The organism is Rhizobium sp. C104 (genome assembly GCF_022354505.1).
Lineage (GTDB): Bacteria > Pseudomonadota > Alphaproteobacteria > Rhizobiales > Rhizobiaceae > Rhizobium > Rhizobium redzepovicii.
This window is the reverse complement of sequence record NZ_CP092348.1, coordinates 3,675,358-3,691,489: the sequence shown is the minus strand read 5'-3', so window position 1 is coordinate 3,691,489 and position 16,132 is coordinate 3,675,358. Positions and strand designations below refer to the sequence as shown.

At 60.2% G+C, this 16,132-nt stretch carries 16 protein-coding genes and 1 pseudogene; 14 read left to right on the top strand and 3 right to left on the bottom strand.

Annotated features, from left to right (window positions below):
- The first annotated feature begins 27 nt into the window (after positions 1 to 27).
- The 5 genes from MF410_RS19405 to gyrB all read left to right on the top strand — a co-directional run bounded on the left by MF410_RS19405 (position 28) and on the right by gyrB (position 5,357).
- A complete protein-coding gene (locus MF410_RS19405; RefSeq protein ID WP_097625100.1) occupies positions 28 to 732 on the top strand; it encodes a Tim44/TimA family putative adaptor protein in 705 nt (234 codons plus the stop codon).
- Positions 725 to 1,843, top strand: coding sequence for a murein transglycosylase A (locus MF410_RS19400; RefSeq protein WP_097625101.1), 1,119 nt, complete (start codon positions 725 to 727; stop codon positions 1,841 to 1,843). Before MF410_RS19405 ends, MF410_RS19400 begins: the two co-directional genes overlap by 8 nt.
- A complete protein-coding gene (locus tag MF410_RS19395; protein ID WP_097625102.1) occupies positions 1,843 to 2,412 on the top strand; it encodes a Smr/MutS family protein in 570 nt (189 codons plus the stop codon). Before MF410_RS19400 ends, MF410_RS19395 begins: the two co-directional genes overlap by 1 nt.
- On the top strand, positions 2,409 to 2,786 hold the full coding sequence (locus MF410_RS19390; protein WP_012559396.1) for a helix-turn-helix transcriptional regulator: 378 nt from the start codon (positions 2,409 to 2,411) through the stop codon (positions 2,784 to 2,786). The genes MF410_RS19395 and MF410_RS19390 overlap by 4 nt, the downstream gene beginning before the upstream one ends.
- A 135-nt stretch (positions 2,787 to 2,921) precedes the next feature.
- On the top strand, positions 2,922 to 5,357 hold the full coding sequence (gene gyrB / locus MF410_RS19385) for a DNA topoisomerase (ATP-hydrolyzing) subunit B (protein ID WP_097625153.1): 2,436 nt from the start codon (positions 2,922 to 2,924) through the stop codon (positions 5,355 to 5,357).
- A 66-nt stretch (positions 5,358 to 5,423) separates the two neighbouring features.
- Here the strand turns inward: gyrB and MF410_RS19380 are convergent, their stop codons facing one another.
- On the bottom strand, positions 5,424 to 6,023 hold the full coding sequence (locus tag MF410_RS19380; protein WP_097625103.1) for a nitroreductase family protein: 600 nt from the start codon (positions 6,021 to 6,023) through the stop codon (positions 5,424 to 5,426).
- A 40-nt stretch (positions 6,024 to 6,063) separates the two neighbouring features.
- Positions 6,064 to 6,348, bottom strand: a complete 285-nt coding sequence (locus tag MF410_RS19375; RefSeq protein WP_097625104.1) for a DUF2218 domain-containing protein — start codon at positions 6,346 to 6,348, stop codon at positions 6,064 to 6,066.
- A 253-nt stretch (positions 6,349 to 6,601) separates the two neighbouring features.
- On the opposite strand from MF410_RS19375, the gene MF410_RS19370 reads away from it, so the two are divergent.
- The 9 genes and pseudogenes from MF410_RS19370 (at position 6,602) to MF410_RS19330 (ending at position 15,707) form a co-directional block, all read left to right on the top strand.
- Positions 6,602 to 7,444, top strand: a complete 843-nt coding sequence (locus tag MF410_RS19370) for a fumarylacetoacetate hydrolase family protein (RefSeq protein ID WP_097625105.1) — start codon at positions 6,602 to 6,604, stop codon at positions 7,442 to 7,444.
- 201 nt (positions 7,445 to 7,645) lie between these two features.
- Positions 7,646 to 8,923, top strand: a complete 1,278-nt coding sequence (gene phaZ, locus MF410_RS19365) for a polyhydroxyalkanoate depolymerase (protein ID WP_097625106.1) — start codon at positions 7,646 to 7,648, stop codon at positions 8,921 to 8,923.
- Positions 8,924 to 9,068: 145 nt separating this feature from the next.
- Positions 9,069 to 9,503, top strand: a complete 435-nt coding sequence (locus MF410_RS19360) for a DUF2852 domain-containing protein (protein WP_003571403.1) — start codon at positions 9,069 to 9,071, stop codon at positions 9,501 to 9,503.
- An 87-nt stretch (positions 9,504 to 9,590) separates the two neighbouring features.
- A pseudogene (locus tag MF410_RS19355) lies at positions 9,591 to 10,350 on the top strand (SprT family zinc-dependent metalloprotease).
- Positions 10,351 to 10,554: 204 nt separating this feature from the next.
- Entirely contained in the window at positions 10,555 to 11,223 is a 669-nt protein-coding gene (locus tag MF410_RS19350; protein ID WP_097625108.1) for a phosphoribosylanthranilate isomerase, read from the top strand.
- A gap of 2 nt (positions 11,224 to 11,225) precedes the next feature.
- Positions 11,226 to 12,446 carry a tryptophan synthase subunit beta gene (gene trpB, locus MF410_RS19345; RefSeq protein ID WP_097625109.1) on the top strand — a complete coding sequence of 407 codons (1,221 nt, stop codon included), beginning with the start codon at positions 11,226 to 11,228 and terminating at the stop codon, positions 12,444 to 12,446.
- Positions 12,447 to 12,449: 3 nt separating this feature from the next.
- Positions 12,450 to 13,289: a tryptophan synthase subunit alpha gene (trpA, locus tag MF410_RS19340; RefSeq protein ID WP_097625110.1), complete on the top strand. Its 840-nt coding sequence runs from the start codon at positions 12,450 to 12,452 to the stop codon at positions 13,287 to 13,289.
- A 132-nt stretch (positions 13,290 to 13,421) separates the two neighbouring features.
- Positions 13,422 to 14,327: an acetyl-CoA carboxylase, carboxyltransferase subunit beta gene (gene accD, locus MF410_RS19335; RefSeq protein ID WP_097625111.1), complete on the top strand. Its 906-nt coding sequence runs from the start codon at positions 13,422 to 13,424 to the stop codon at positions 14,325 to 14,327.
- 27 nt (positions 14,328 to 14,354) lie between these two features.
- Entirely contained in the window at positions 14,355 to 15,707 is a 1,353-nt protein-coding gene (locus MF410_RS19330; RefSeq protein WP_179867096.1) for a folylpolyglutamate synthase/dihydrofolate synthase family protein, read from the top strand.
- A 75-nt stretch (positions 15,708 to 15,782) separates the two neighbouring features.
- On the opposite strand, the gene trxA is transcribed toward MF410_RS19330, so the two are convergent.
- Positions 15,783 to 16,103 carry a thioredoxin gene (trxA, locus tag MF410_RS19325; RefSeq protein ID WP_003589503.1) on the bottom strand — a complete coding sequence of 107 codons (321 nt, stop codon included), beginning with the start codon at positions 16,101 to 16,103 and terminating at the stop codon, positions 15,783 to 15,785.
- Between the last annotated feature and the right edge of the window lie 29 nt (positions 16,104 to 16,132).

Here is a 16,132-nt window from a genome sequence, read left to right as displayed (position 1 = left end):
AGATGTTAACGGCGGCTGCGATACGATATGAGTTCGAACGACTTCATCACATTATTCTTCCTGGTCGCGGCTGTGCTGATTTTCTTTCAGCTCCGCTCCGTGCTCGGGCGCCGCACAGGAAATGAGAAGCCGCCGCGCGATCTCTATACGCCGCGCGATGCGGCTCCGGCCGAAACCGCCGATGCCGGCAAGGTCGTGACGCTGCCGCGCCGCGATGCGACGAGCGAGGATGAGGATCGTTTCGCTGCCATCGACGCCTTCGCCGCACCCGGAACGCCGCTCAACGAATCGCTGCGCGCGCTGAACAAGGCCGATCCGGCCTTCAGCCCGAAAGAGTTTTTGAATGGCGCCCGCATGGCTTACGAGATGATCGTCATGGCCTATGCCGATGGCGACCGGAAAACGCTGAAGAACCTGCTGTCGCGCGAAGTATACGACGGCTTCGATGCCGCGATCGGCGAGCGCGAAACCCGGGGCGAGAAAGTGAAGTCCACCTTCGTCGGCATCGACAAGGCCGAAATCACCCATGCGGAGACGAAGGGCAGCGAAGCGCAGATCACCGTTCGCATCATCAGCCAGCTGATATCGGCCACTTACGACAAAGCGGACGTGCTGATCGAAGGCGACGCCGAAAACGTCGCCGAGGTCAACGACCTCTGGACTTTCGCCCGCGACACCCGCTCGCGCGATCCGAACTGGAAACTCGTGGCGACCGAATCGGAACATGAGTGACCACGCATCGGACTTCGTCCTGCAGGCCGTAAGCTTCGACACTCTGGAAGGCTGGAAGGATGACGATCCCTCCGGCCTTTTTGAGGTCATGCGGCGCTGCCGCCGCCAGATCAGCGATGTCAAACTCTACCGCACCGGATCGCTTGGCCTGAGCTCGGAAGACCTGCTGCCGCTTCTGCACGCCGCCGAAGATTTCACGCCGTCATCGCCATCAGCGGCGCGCGCCTTTTTCGAGACGCATTGTCGGCCCTTCCTGATTCGCCGCAAGGATGGCAATCCCGGCTTCGTCACCGCCTTTTACGAACCTGATATCGAGGTGTCGGAGCGGCCGGACGAGGTTTTCCGTTTCCCTTTCTACCGGCGCCCGGACGATCTGATCGATCTCGACGATGCCAATCGCCCCGCCGATCTCGACAATTCCTATGCTTTCGGCCGCCTGCATGATGGCCGCATCGCTGCCTATCCGGATCGCCGCGCCATCGACCAGGGTTTTCTCGAAGGCCGCGGTCTTGAAATCGCCTGGGCGAAGTCGAAAGTCGACGTCTTCTTTGTGCATGTGCAGGGCGCGGCCCGTTTGCGTTACGGCGATGGCCGCATCGGCCGCATCACCTATGCGGCGAAGGCCGGCCATCCTTTCTCGGCGGTCGGCAAGCTGCTGATCGACCGAGGCGAGATCGCTCGCGCCGACGTCTCGATGCAGTCGATCCGCGCCTGGCTGGCGCGCAATCCCGAGTACGTAGACGAGGTGCTGTGGCATAACCGCTCCTATATCTTCTTCCGGGAGGCGCCCGTTGCCGATCCCGAGGCCGGTCCGGTCGCCGCCGCCAAGGTTCCGCTTTTGGCCGGACGCTCGCTTGCCGTCGACCGGATGGTCCATACCTTCGGCTTTCCCTTCTTCATCCGCTCCGAAAGCCTCACCCATCTCGATGACGCCCGGCCCTTCCGCCGGCTGATGCTGGCGCTCGATACCGGCTCGGCGATCGTCGGGCCGGCGCGCGGCGATATCTTCACCGGCTCGGGGGATCTGGCCGGAGAAAGGGCCGGCACAGTTCGCAACGATGCCGATTTCGCCATCCTTATTCCCCAAGCTGCCGCCGGACGATTCGACTGATGGCCAGGGATCGGAAACTCAGCGCGGACGAGAGGATCCTCTGGGGCAAGGTTGCCCGCAGCACAAGGCCGATGCCCGGTAAGGCGGGTGAATTGACCGAACTCGATGCTTTTCTTGTCGAAGCCGAAGCGGCGGCCGAACAGGAGAAGGCAGGAAAGCAGACATCCGCCGCACCTCTGTCGCCGCAGCACGCAGCACCCTCGGCGCCGAAACCGCCGACAGGCGTGCATCATCCACTGGAAAAGCCGGTCAAGCGCAAGATCGCCAAGGGCCGGCTGGCGCTCGAAGCGCGGATCGACCTGCATGGGCTGGTGCAGAGCGAGGCTCATGTCATCCTGCTCGATTTCCTGATGCGCGCCCATGAGCGCGGCATGCGCCATGTCCTGGTCATCACCGGCAAAGGCAGCTCGATGGGCAGCGACGGCGCGCTGAAGCGGGCCGTGCCGCTTTGGTTCTCGAAGCCGGAATTCCGCTACCTGATCTCGTCTTATGAATCGGCCGCACAGCATCATGGCGGGGAGGGCGCTCTCTACATTCGCCTGTCGCGGCGGCATGGGGAAAAGCCATGACCCCTTTCGGAGAGGCGATTCGCAAGCTGAGAGCGCGTAAGGGTGTCTCGCAGAAGGAGATGGCGGAAGCGCTGAATGTCTCTCCCGCCTATCTCTCGGCGCTCGAACATGGCAAGCGTGGTTTACCGACATTCGATCTGCTGCAGCGCATCGCCGGCTATTTCAACATCATCTGGGATGAGGCCGAGGAACTGTTTTTGCTCGCCCGCTCCTCCGACCCGCGCGTCGTCATCGACACATCAGGCCTGCCGCCGGAATATACCGAATTTGCCAACCGATTGGCGCGGCGGATCCGCAGCCTTGACAGCGCAGAGATAGGCCGGCTATCCGCTCTTCTCGAAAATGGCGTCAAAGGCGACGGAAAAGCGTCATAATCCCCTGTTTTATGCCTTGTTCAGGGGACTTGCCATTGGGAAGTGTGTCCAAAAAACCTATATACGAGAGTGAAGAAAGCCGGTGATTCGCAAGGCGCGCCGCAGCTTTACGACAACAGGGAAAATCTCGACAGAATGAGCGACACATCCGCGACGGAAAACGGCGTAAGCACCGAATATGGCGCAGATTCCATCAAGGTTCTGAAGGGCCTTGATGCCGTGCGCAAGCGTCCCGGCATGTATATCGGCGATACCGACGATGGCTCCGGCCTTCATCACATGGTCTATGAGGTCGTCGACAACGCGATCGACGAAGCGCTTGCCGGCCATGCCGACATCGTCACCGTCACGCTCAATCCGGATGGCTCGGTGACCGTCACCGATAACGGCCGCGGCATCCCGACGGATATTCATACCGGGGAAGGCGTATCGGCGGCCGAAGTCATCATGACTCAGCTGCATGCCGGCGGCAAGTTCGACCAGAATTCCTACAAGGTCTCCGGCGGTCTGCACGGCGTCGGCGTCTCCGTCGTCAACGCATTGTCCGTTTGGCTGAAACTGAAGATCCGCCGCCAGGGCAAGATCCATGAAATGAGCTTCACCCATGGTGTGGCCGATGCGCCGCTCAAGGTCACCGGCGAAGCGCCCAATGAGACCGGCACGGAAGTGAGTTTCATGCCGAGCACCGATACTTTCACCATGACGGAGTTCGACTACGGCACGCTCGAGCATCGCCTGCGCGAACTCGCCTTCCTGAACTCGGGCGTGCGCATCCTGCTGACCGACAAGCGCCATTCCGATATCAAGCAGGAGGAGCTGCGTTATGACGGCGGCCTCGAGGCTTTCGTCGCTTATCTCGACCGTGCCAAGAAGTCGCTCGTCGACAAGCCGGTCGCCATCCGCGGCGAAAAAGACGGCATCACCGTCGAAGTGGCGATGTGGTGGAACGACAGCTACCACGAGAATGTGCTCTGCTTCACCAACAACATCCCGCAGCGCGACGGCGGCACCCATATGGCCGGTTTCCGGGCAGCCTTGACGCGCCAGGTCGTATCCTACGCCGACAGTTCCGGCATCACCAAAAGAGAAAAGGTGACGCTGCAGGGCGAGGATTGCCGCGAAGGCCTGACGGCGGTGCTCTCGGTCAAGGTGCCTGATCCGAAATTTTCCTCGCAGACCAAGGATAAGCTGGTTTCCTCGGAAGTCCGTCCGGTTGTCGAAAGCCTCGTTAACGAGGCGCTGAACACCTGGTTCGAAGAGCATCCGAGCGAAGCCAAGATTCTGGTCGGCAAGGTCGTCGAGGCAGCGGCGGCGCGCGAAGCGGCCCGCAAGGCCCGCGAATTGACCCGCCGCAAGGGCGCACTCGATATCGCCTCGCTGCCTGGCAAGCTCGCCGACTGCTCAGAGCGTGATCCGACAAAATCGGAGGTCTTCCTCGTCGAGGGCGACTCCGCCGGCGGCTCGGCCAAGCAGGGCCGCTCGCGCGAAAACCAGGCGATCCTGCCGTTGCGCGGCAAGATCCTCAATGTCGAGCGTGCCCGTTTCGACAAGATGCTGTCGAGCCAGGAAATCGGCACGCTGATCACAGCACTCGGCACCGGCATCGGCAAGGACGAGTTCAACGTCGAAAAGCTGCGCTATCACAAGATAATCATCATGACGGATGCTGACGTCGACGGCGCTCATATCCGCACCCTGCTGCTCACCTTTTTCTTCCGCCAGATGCCGGAACTTATCGAGCGCGGCCATCTCTATATCGCCCAGCCGCCACTCTATAAGGTCTCGCGCGGCAAGTCGGTGCAGTATCTGAAGGACGAAAAGGCGCTGGAGGAATACCTCATCAGCCAGGGCCTGGAAGATGCGGCTCTGAAACTCGGCAGCGGCGAAGTCCGCACCGGCCAGGACCTGCGCGAGGTCATCCTCGACGCGTTGCGCATGCGCGCTTTGCTCGACAATCTCCATTCGCGTTACAATCGCGCGGCCATCGAACAGGCGGCGATCGCCGGCGCCCTCAATGCCGAACGCGTCAGCGTTCGGGCAAGAGCGCAGGCATTGACGAGCGAGGTGGCAAGCCGCCTCGACATCATCGCCGAGGAAACCGAACGCGGTTGGCAGGGTGATCTGGCCAGCGATGGCGGCCTGCGCCTCGAACGCATGGTCCGCGGCGTCAAGGAAATCGTCGTGCTCGACATGGCGCTGATCGGCTCCTCGGATGCTCGGCACATCGACCAGCTGACGTCACGGCTCAAGGAAATCTATCAGACGCCGCCGTCCCTGCATCGACGCGAAGGCGACCTCGAGATCTCGGGCCCGCGCGCCTTGCTCGACGCCATCTTTGCAACCGGCCGCAAGGGCCTGACCATGCAGCGATACAAGGGTCTTGGTGAGATGAATGCCGAGCAGCTCTGGGAAACGACGCTGGATCCCAACGTGCGCTCCCTGCTGCAGGTCAAGGTCAACGACGCCACTGATGCTGACGGCCTCTTCGCCCGGCTGATGGGTGACGAAGTCGAACCGCGGCGCGAATTCATCCAGGATAACGCACTGAGCGTCGCAAACCTCGATATCTGATTGTTATTTTACCAAGCAGAAGCCGCGCCGTCTCTAGATGGCGGGGCTTTTGCTTGTGAGGGGCGATTAATCCGCGAGGAAACGGCCGTTGAACGCGATCTCGGCGAGCGGTTTGCGCTGACTGGGGAATTCGCGCGCCTGGTTGCGTTCGGAAAGAACGCTCTTGTCGGCCAGACGGCCGACGGCAACGCCGGCTTCCACCCGGTAACCCTCGGGAATGCCGAAGCTCTTCATGATTTCCTGGTGTTTGATGCCGCCCATGCCATGGGCGTAGAAACCAGAGAGGCGCGCTTGCAGCGACAGGTGGCCCCATGCCGCGCCAGCATCGAAGGAATGGGTGTAGCTGGGTTTCTCCTCGCCAGAACCGGCAACGCCGGTAAAGCTGCGCGACACGACAAAAATCAGCGCCGAGGCATTCCTGGCCCATTCCTGATTGGCATCGACGAGCAATGCGACGAATTTCTCCCAATGTTCCGAACCCTTAAGCGCATAGATAAAACGCCAGGGCTGGTGATTGGACGAAGACGGCGCCCAATGGGCGGCATCGAGCAGGCTGAGCAGTTGGGCTTCCTCGATAATTTCGCCGGTGAAGGCGCGGGGTGACCAGCGGTCGAGAAACATCGGATCGATCGGATATTGGGATTCGCGGCTATTGCTCTTGGTCATGCTTATTCCCTGAGGGCAGAAATTTGGATCGGGGTTCGTGTTAGTCGGTCCAGACGATGTCGAGTTCCTCGCGAAAGGCGAAGCGCTTCAGATGATCGTCGATGACACCCTGCATTCTTAGCTGTTGTTCGGGGTCGGCGACGGAAAGTATCATGGTCAGCGCCGCATCATCGGCGGTGAACGTCACCTCTGCCGTCTCGCTGAACGGCACGCGGCCCTTGTTCGGATCGAAATCGACGCTGAATTTGTGACTCCAGTGTTTGCAGAGCTGCTGTAGATAGCGGCTTGCATGTTCCGTGCGCACGACAGCCTGGGAGAGATGCATTTTCGAACTCCACGTCATCTTCGGATCGGTTGGGAGTCATATTTCCTGCTTCATGGGCTTGGCAAGCGCAGCATCGTCGCAATTCGGGTGCACAGACTGTCTTCATAAAAGCGGTCTACGACATGCAAAACATCGCCGAAATCCGACTAAATTCGAGGAAAGCCGTACCGCTTCGCGCCAAAGCCGTAATGACACCGGTGAATAATTCGTTCATAGGTGGCTGCAAATCCGTTTTCGATGAGGAGGAAATTCCATGAAGCTGATGCGTGTTGGCCAAGCAGGCAATGAAAAACCCGCGCTTCTCGATGCCGATGGCAAGATCCGCGATCTCTCCGGTCATGTCGCCGATATCGCCGGCGAGGCGATCACGCCGGCCGGTCTTGCGAAGATGGCGGCGATCGATCCGAAGAGCCTTCCGGAACTTATGCCCGGCCGTATTGGCGCCTGTGTCGCCGGCACTGGCAAATTCATCTGCATCGGCTTGAATTATTCGGATCATGCTGCCGAAACTGGCGCCACCGTTCCGCCCGAGCCGATCATCTTCATGAAAGCAACATCGGCAATCGTCGGGCCGAACGACGATGTCATCATTCCCCGCGGTTCGGAAAAGACCGATTGGGAAGTCGAACTTGGCGTCGTCATCGGCAAGACCGCAAAATATGTGACGGAAGCCGAAGCGCTGGATTATGTCGCCGGTTATTGCGTCTCCAACGACGTTTCCGAGCGCGCTTTCCAAACCGAGCGGTCCGGCCAGTGGACAAAGGGCAAATCCTGCGACACCTTTGGCCCGATCGGCCCATGGCTCGTGACCAAGGACGAAATCCCCGAACCGCAGAACCTCGGCATGTGGCTGACGGTCAACGGCCAGAAGATGCAGAACGGTTCGTCGAAGACCATGGTTTACGGGGTGGCTTTCCTGGTCTCCTACCTCAGTCAGTTCATGTCGCTGCATCCCGGCGACGTGATCTCGACCGGCACGCCTCCGGGTGTCGGCATGGGTCTCAAGCCGCCGCGTTTTCTCAAGGCTGGCGACGTGGTCGAGCTCGGCATCGAAGGTCTCGGCATACAGAAGCAGACTTTCGTAGCGGACCGTTAACGACGCTTCCTGCTGAGAAACTTAAGTTTTCAGGGCGATTATGATGCCGGGGATCAAATCTCCGGCATTTCTTGTGTGGGTCTGGTTCGTCCATGTTGCTGTGCAACAAAAAACTGTTAGTCTGCGTTACGTGCCCGCGTAACGGAAAGAGTCGATGCCGCTCAATCGGCCTCATCTTTTCGATAGAGAAAGGTGGCGCCTTTGTTTTATCAGCTTTATGAATTGAACCATGCCGCCATGGCGCCGTTTCGCGCCGCGGCCGATATCATGCGATTTGCCTATGCCAATCCGCTGAACCCGTTTTCCCATACGCCGCTCGGCCGGACGATGGCGGCAAGCCTCGAAATGTTCGAACGCACGACGCGCCGTTACGGCAAGCCGGAATTCGGACTGAAGCAAACGACGATCGGCGATCGGATGGTTTCCGTCCGCGAAGAGATCGTCTGGTCGCGGCCCTTCTGCAATCTCCTGCATTTCGCACGCAATGTTCCAGCCGCCCGCGGCAACGATCCGCGCATTCTGATTGTTGCGCCGATGTCCGGCCATTATGCGACGCTGCTGCGCGGCACAGTGGAGGCGCTGCTGCCGAGTGCCGATGTCTACATCACCGACTGGATCGACGCCCGCATGGTGCCGATGACGGAAGGCACCTTCGATTTCGACGACTATGTCGATTACGTCATCGAGATGCTGCATTTCCTCGGTCACGACACACATGTCATCGCCGTTTGTCAGCCTTCCGTTCCGGTGCTGGCTGCGGCTGCGGTGATGGAGGAAGCCAATGATCCGCTGTCGCCGGCGTCGATGACGCTGATGGGCGGCCCGATCGATACGCGCATCAACCCGACGGCGGTCAACAAGCTCGCCCAGGAGCGGTCGCTTCAGTGGTTCTCCGACAATGTCATCATGAACGTGCCCTGGCCGCAACCGGGCTTCATGCGCCCGGTCTATCCGGGATTCCTGCAGCTTTCGGGATTCATGTCGATGAATCTCGACCGACACCTCGTCGCGCACAAGGAATTCTTCATGCATCTCGTGAAGAACGACGGCGAACCGGAAAAGCATCGCGATTTCTACGACGAATATCTCGCCGTCATGGATCTGACCGCCGAATTCTACCTGCAGACGGTCGAGGAGGTCTTCATCAAGCATTCCCTGCCGAAGGGCGAATTGATGCATCGCGGCAAACGCGTCGATCCGGCAGCGATCCGCAAAGTGGCGCTTCTGACCGTCGAAGGTGAGAATGACGATATATCGGGGGTCGGCCAGACCAAGGCGGCGCAGACCATCTGCGTCAACATTCCCGAAGATATGCGCATGCATTACCTGCAGCCGGATGTCGGCCATTATGGTGTTTTCAACGGCTCGCGGTTCCGCCGCGAGATCGCGCCGCGTATCCTCGATTTCGTCCGCCAGCATTCCCGTTCTGCCGTGAAGCCTCCGGTTCCGCGTGTCATCAAGGGCGGGCGGACAGCCTAAATCAGGCATGGCTGAATTAGCAAAATGGATTCAAGGCCTTGTCCGATTTCACGGGCAATCGTCTTGAAGGTGGTTATTGCGGTAACCACATCGATTTCAGCGTTCGGTATCCTGCCGGACGTGGAAAGCGAGGGATACCCGCACGATGAACCAGTCAGCATTGCTTCGACCGGATTGGACTCCGGCTACCATTGCCCTGATGATTCTCGGCTTCATGGTTTTCTGGCCTCTGGGTCTTGCCATGCTTGCCTACATCATCTTCGGCGACCGTCTGCGCGGCTTCAAGCGTGACGTCAACCAGGCGACCGATGGCTTCTTTGCCTCCTGCCGCCGCTCGAACGGCCGTCACCGCCCGCATTTCTCGACCGGCAACGTCGCCTTCGACGACTGGCGCAAGGCCGAGATCGACCGGATCGAGGAAGAGCGCCGCAAGCTCGATGAAATGCGCGAGGAATTCGACGCCTACATGCGCGAACTTCGCCGCGCCAAGGACCAGGAAGAGTTCGATCGCTTCATGCGTGACCGCAAGAACGCCAAGCGTGACGACAATGGCCCGGTCGCCGAATACCAGACGCCTTGAAGGCCTGAGCGCTGAATTGATGACCGGCATCTTCCGATGCCGGTTTTTCTATGTCCGCTCCCTCGGCGAATCGGATAGAAAACACCCATGTTCTCGCTTCTGAAGACAAGGCCGAAAGCGCGGAAACCGGCGCCGCCCGAAACGCGGACGCTTGAGGTGGCCGGCCGGCTGATGCCGTTGACCATCAAGCAGCATGACCGGGCGACCCGCATCACCTTGCGCATCGAGCCGGGCGGCCGGGCCTTGAAGATGACAGTGCCGAAGGGTCTTGCGGCGCGCGAGGTCAATGCCTTTCTCGATCGGCACCAGGGTTGGCTGCTGACCAAACTTGCCAAGTTTTCGACCGATGCCGGCCTTCGCGACGGCGGCGAAATTCTTTTTCGCGGCGTTTCCCATCGCATCCAGCATACCGGCAGCTTGCGCGGGCTGACGGAGGCGGTTTCGATAGACGGCAGACCGGTGCTGCGCGTCAGCGGCATGGAGGAACATATCGGACGGCGCATCGCGGCCTTTCTCAAGAAGGAGGCGCGCGCAGAGCTTGGTGAAGCTCGCGACGATGCATGCCGGAACGATCCGGGCGCCGATCCGCTCGATCTCGATGAAGGACACGCGCAGCCGTTGGGGCTCGTGCTCGTCGGAGGGAAATTTGAGCTTTTCCTGGCGCATCGTTATGGCGCCGCCCTCGGTGATCGATTATCTCGCCGCCCATGAGGTCGCCCATCTCAAGGAAATGAACCACGGCCCGCACTTCTGGGCGCTCTGCCGGAAGCTTTGCCCCGGGATGGACGAAGCGAAATCCTGGCTGAAGCGGCATGGCAGCCAGCTGCACGCCATTGATTTCGATTAGAGCATGTCGCGCAAAAGTGTGCAGCGGTTTTGCCAGGCAAGCGCTGAGCGCTTTTGCCGCAAACGACATGCGTAAAAACAAAGGGCTAAAGCGCGAGGAGCGAACCTGAAAGATCGCTAAGCGCTTTTGCCGAAGGCCGCTCTAAATACAGCTTTCCATGCAAATTGGCTCGACTCTTGCCGCGTTTCGTGTCACTTCGCTGCCATGAGACCGGATATCAAGATCTGCGGCTTGACGACGCCTGATGCTGTCGATCGCGCGCTGACGCGCGGCGCGACCCATATCGGTTTTATTTTCTTCGAAAAGAGCCCACGTTATATCGAGCCGGACTTGGCGGCAAAACTTGCCGAGCCCGCGCGTGGCAAAGCGAAGATCGTCGCCGTCGTCGTCGATCCCAGCAATGACGAACTGGACGAGATCGTCTCGCTGTTGAAGCCGGATATCCTGCAGCTCCACGGCAATGAGAGCCCCGAACATGTGCTGACCATAAAGGCGCTCTACGGTCTGCCGGTCATGAAGGTATTTTCGGTGCGCACCGCCGACGATCTGAAACGCGTCGAGGCCTATATCGGCATCGCCGATCGTTTCCTCTTCGATGCAAAAGCGCCGAAGGGTTCCGAATTGCCGGGTGGTAACGGCATTTCCTTCGACTGGAGCCTTCTGAGCTGGCTCGACGGCAGCATCGACTACATGCTGTCAGGCGGTCTGAACAAGAACAATGTCGCTGATGCGCTGGCGAATACCAAGGCACGTGGTATCGACGTCTCCTCGGGCGTCGAAACTGCGCCTGGCGTGAAGAACGTCGCAATGATCGATGAATTTTTCGATGCGGTCGACGAGGCGGATGCGCCTGTCATGGCCTCAGGGAGTTGAGAGTGAACGAGACGCCTAAACCGAATTCCTTCCGTTCCGGGCCTGATGAAGACGGCCGCTTCGGCATCTATGGCGGTCGTTTCGTTGCCGAAACGTTGATGCCGCTGATCCTCGATCTGCAGGACGAATGGGACAGGGCGAAGAACGATCCGGCATTCCAGGCCGAATTGAAGCATCTCAGCGCCCATTATATCGGCCGCCCGAGCCCGCTCTATTTCGCCGAGCGGCTTACGGCCGAACTCGGCGGCGCGAAGATCTATTTCAAGCGTGAGGAGCTGAACCACACCGGCTCGCACAAGATCAACAACTGCATCGGCCAGATCCTGCTTGCCAAGCGCATGGGCAAGACCCGGATCATCGCCGAAACCGGCGCCGGCCAGCATGGAGTTGCCTCCGCCACCGTTGCCGCCCGCTTCGGCCTGCCCTGCGTGGTCTATATGGGCGCCACCGACGTCGAGCGTCAGGCGCCGAATGTTTTCCGCATGAAGCTGCTCGGCGCGGAAGTGAAGCCGGTGACGGCCGGCAGCGGCACGCTGAAAGATGCGATGAACGAGGCGCTCCGCGACTGGGTCACCAATGTCGAGGATACCTACTACCTGATCGGAACGGCGGCGGGTCCGCATCCCTATCCGGAGATGGTCCGCGATTTTCAGTCGGTGATCGGCACCGAAGCGAAAGAGCAGATGCTGGCAGCCGAAGGCCGCCTGCCGGATCTCGTCATCGCTGCCGTCGGCGGCGGTTCGAACGCGATCGGCATTTTCCATCCTTTCCTCGATGATCCGACAGTGAAGATCGTCGGCGTCGAAGCCGGCGGCAAGGGCCTGCAGGGCGACGAACATTGCGCGTCGATCACCGCCGGTTCGCCGGGTGTGCTGCACGGCAACCGCACCTATCTGCTGCAGGATGGCGACGGCCAGATCAAGGAAGGCCATTCGATTTCGGCCGGTCTTGATTATCCCGGCATCGGCCCCGAACATTCCTGGCTCAGCGATATCGGCCGCGTCGATTATGTACCGATCATGGATCACGAAGCGCTCGAGGCCTTCCAGACCCTGACCCGCCTCGAAGGCATTATCCCGGCGCTCGAGGCCGCGCATGCGATTGCCGAGGTGATCAAGCGCGCACCGACGATGGGCAAGGACGAGATCATCCTGATGAACCTCTCCGGCCGCGGCGACAAGGATATCTTCACCGTCGGCAAGATTCTGGGAATGGGACTGTAAGACATGACCGCACGCATGGACAAACGCTTTGCCGAGCTGAAGGCCGAGGGCCGTCCGGCGCTTGTGACCTATTTCATGGGCGGCGATCCTGACTACGATACCTCTCTCGGCATCATGAAGGCGCTGCCGGAGGCGGGCTCCGACATAATCGAGCTCGGCATGCCCTTTTCCGATCCGATGGCCGACGGCCCGGCGATCCAGCTCGCCGGTCAGCGTGCGCTGAAAGGCGGCCAGACGCTGAAGAAGACGCTGCAGCTGGCGGCCGATTTCCGCAAGACCAACGACGCCACGCCGATCGTGATGATGGGCTACTACAATCCGATCTATATTTACGGCGTCGAGAAATTCCTCGACGATGCGATTGCTGCCGGCATTGACGGCCTGATCGTCGTCGATCTGCCGCCTGAAATGGACGACGAACTCTGCATCCCGGCGATCCGCAAAGGCATCAATTTCATCCGCCTGGCGACGCCGACGACGGATGAGAAGCGCCTGCCGAAGGTTTTGAAGAATACCTCCGGCTTCGTCTACTACGTCTCGATGAACGGCATCACCGGTTCGGCGCTGCCGGATCCATCGCTGGTTTCGGGCGCGGTCGAACGCATCAAGCAGCACACCCAACTGCCCGTCTGCGTCGGCTTCGGCGTCAAGACGGCGGAACATGCTAAGGTCATCGGCGGTTTGGCCGATGGCGTCGTCGTCGGCACCGCCATCGTCAATCAGGTCGCGACCAGCCTGACGAGTGACGGCAAGGCAACGGCGGACACGGTTCAGGCTGTTGCCACGCTGGTGCGCGGCCTTTCCACGGGAACACGTTCGGCGCGCCTTGTTGCTGCCGAATAGTTTTCCCACATTGGCGTCAAAGCATGTCGCACAGCGGTTTGGCGGCAACGACATGCGGGAACACAAAGACCGAAAGCGTGGCAAGCGATCTGAAAGATCGTGACGGGCTTTAGTCAATCAGGAGTACTCGAGTTGAACTGGATCACCAACTACGTTCGCCCGCGGATCAATTCCATGCTGGGCCGTCGCGAAGTGCCGGAGAACCTCTGGATCAAGTGCCCGGAAACCGGCGAGATGGTCTTCCACAAGGATCTGGAAGGCAACAAATGGGTCATTCCGGCCTCCGGCTATCACATGAAGATGCCGGCCAAGGCCCGCTTGGCCGATCTGTTCGACAATGGCGAATATGAATCGCTGCCGCAGCCGAAGGTCGCCCAGGACCCGCTGAAGTTCCGCGATTCGAAGAAATATAGCGATCGCCTGCGCGACAGCCGCCTGAAGACCGAACAGGAGGATACCATCCTCGCCGGGCTCGGGAAGGTGCAGGGACTGAAGCTCGTGGCGGTCGTGCACGAATTCAACTTTATCGGCGGTTCGCTCGGCATGGCTGCCGGCGAGGCCATCGTCAAGGCTTTCGAGCGTGCGACGTCTGAAAAGTGCCCGCTGGTGATGTTCCCCGCCTCCGGCGGCGCGCGCATGCAGGAAGGCATCCTGTCGCTGATGCAGCTGCCGCGCACGACGGTTGCCGTCGACCTGCTGAAGGAATCCGGTCAGCCTTATATCGTCGTGCTGACCAATCCGACCACAGGCGGCGTCACGGCCTCCTATGCCATGCTCGGCGATATTCATCTGGCTGAGCCGGGCGCCGAAATCGGCTTTGCCGGCAAGCGCGTCATCGAGCAGACCTTGCGCGAAAAACTGCCCGAAGGCTTCCAGACCTCCGAATATCTGCTGGAGCATGGTATGGTCGATATGGTCGTCAAACGTCACGATATCCCGGAAACGCTGGCGCGCGTCCTGAAGATTCTGACGAAGAAGCCGGTGTCAGCGGCGAATGACATGAATAGCGGTACGATCGCCCTGGCGGCGAGCGCCTGATAACCGATAAGCAGGCGGGGTGCCGAATTGATACCCAGAGGCCAAACCGCGGTGAGTGAGGCAGCACAGGAGATCGACAAGCTCATGGGATTGCATCCCAAGGGTTTTGATCTGTCTCTCGATCGCATCACCCGTCTTCTCGATGTGCTCGGCAATCCGCACCGAAAACTGCCGCCGGTGATCCATGTCGCCGGCACCAACGGCAAGGGGTCGGTCACCGCCTTCTGCCGCGCTCTGCTCGAAGCCGGCGGCTACAGCGCTCATGTTCACACCTCGCCGCATCTCGTCAATTGGCACGAGCGTTATCGCATCGGTGTGGCGGGCGGGCGCGGGCAGCTTGTCGATGACGCCGTCTTTGCCGAGGCCCTGCGCCGGGTGGCCGATGCCAATGCCGGACAGCACATTACCGTCTTCGAAATCCTGACGGCGGTCACCTTCATCCTATTTTCCGAACAGCCGGCCGATGCCGCGATCATCGAAGTCGGTCTCGGCGGCCGGTTCGATGCCACCAATGTCATTTCCGATCCGGCGGTTTCGGTGATCATGCCGATCTCGCTGGATCACCAGCCCTATCTCGGCGATAGGGTCGAATTGATCGCCGCCGAAAAGGCCGGCATCATGAAGCCGGGGCTTCCCGTCGTCATCGGCCACCAGGAATACGACGCCGCACTCGACGTGCTGATGTCGACGGCCGAACGGCTGCATTGCCCGAGCGCCGTCTTCGGGCAGGATTTCATGGCGCATGAGGAATATGGCCGGCTCGTCTATCAGGACGAATTCGGTCTTGCCGACCTGCCCCTGCCGCGCCTTCCCGGCCGCCATCAATATGCCAATGCCGCCGCCGCCATTCGCGCCGTCAAGGCGGCGGGTTTTACCGTCACCGAGACGATGATGGAAAAGGCGATGAATTCCGTCGAATGGCCGGGCCGGCTGCAGCGCCTGGGCGAAGGCCGGCTGCTGGCGCATGCGCCCGCCGGCGCCGAGATCTGGATCGATGGCGGGCACAATCCTGGTGCCGGCGAAGTGATCGCCGAAGCCATGGCCAATTTCGAAGAGCGCCAGTCGCGGCCGCTTTTCCTGATTATCGGCATGATCAACACCAAGGACCCGGTCGGCTATTTCAAGGCCTTTGCCGGCTTGGTCGAGAAGGTTTTCTGCGTGCCGATCCGCAACAGCGATGCGATGATCGACCCCGTGATCTTGTCGAACGCCGCCTATGATGCCGGCCTGGTTGCCGAACCGATGTCGACCGTCGGCGATGCGCTGGAAGCCATAAAAGCCGTCCTCGATCCGGAGGGTCTACCCCCGCGCATCCTCGTCGGCGGCTCTCTCTATCTCGTCGGCGATGTGCTTTGCGACAACGGCACGCCGCCGAAGTGATGGGCGAAATGAAGAATACGAAATGAAAAAAGCCCGGTCGAGCCGGGCTTTTTCGTTAATGTGAACTGGGCGATATCAGGCGGCGCTGGAAATCCAGTTCGAAAGCGCGGTCTTCGCTTTGGCGCCGACAGAAATATCGGCGACTTCGCCGCCCTTGAAAATTGCCAGGGTCGGAATGGAGCGCACACCGAACTGTGCGGCGAGTTCCGGGTTCTCATCGATATTCAGCTTGGCGACCTTGACCTTGCCTTCCATCTCGACGGAGATTTCTTCAAGGCTTGGCGCAATCATCTTGCACGGGCCGCACCATTCAGCCCAGAAATCGACGACGACGGGCTCTGCGGATTCCAGAACTTCCGACTGGAAATTGTTGATATCGACTTTCACGGTAGCCATGGGCTGCTCCTTTACCTCGGGTGTTGAAC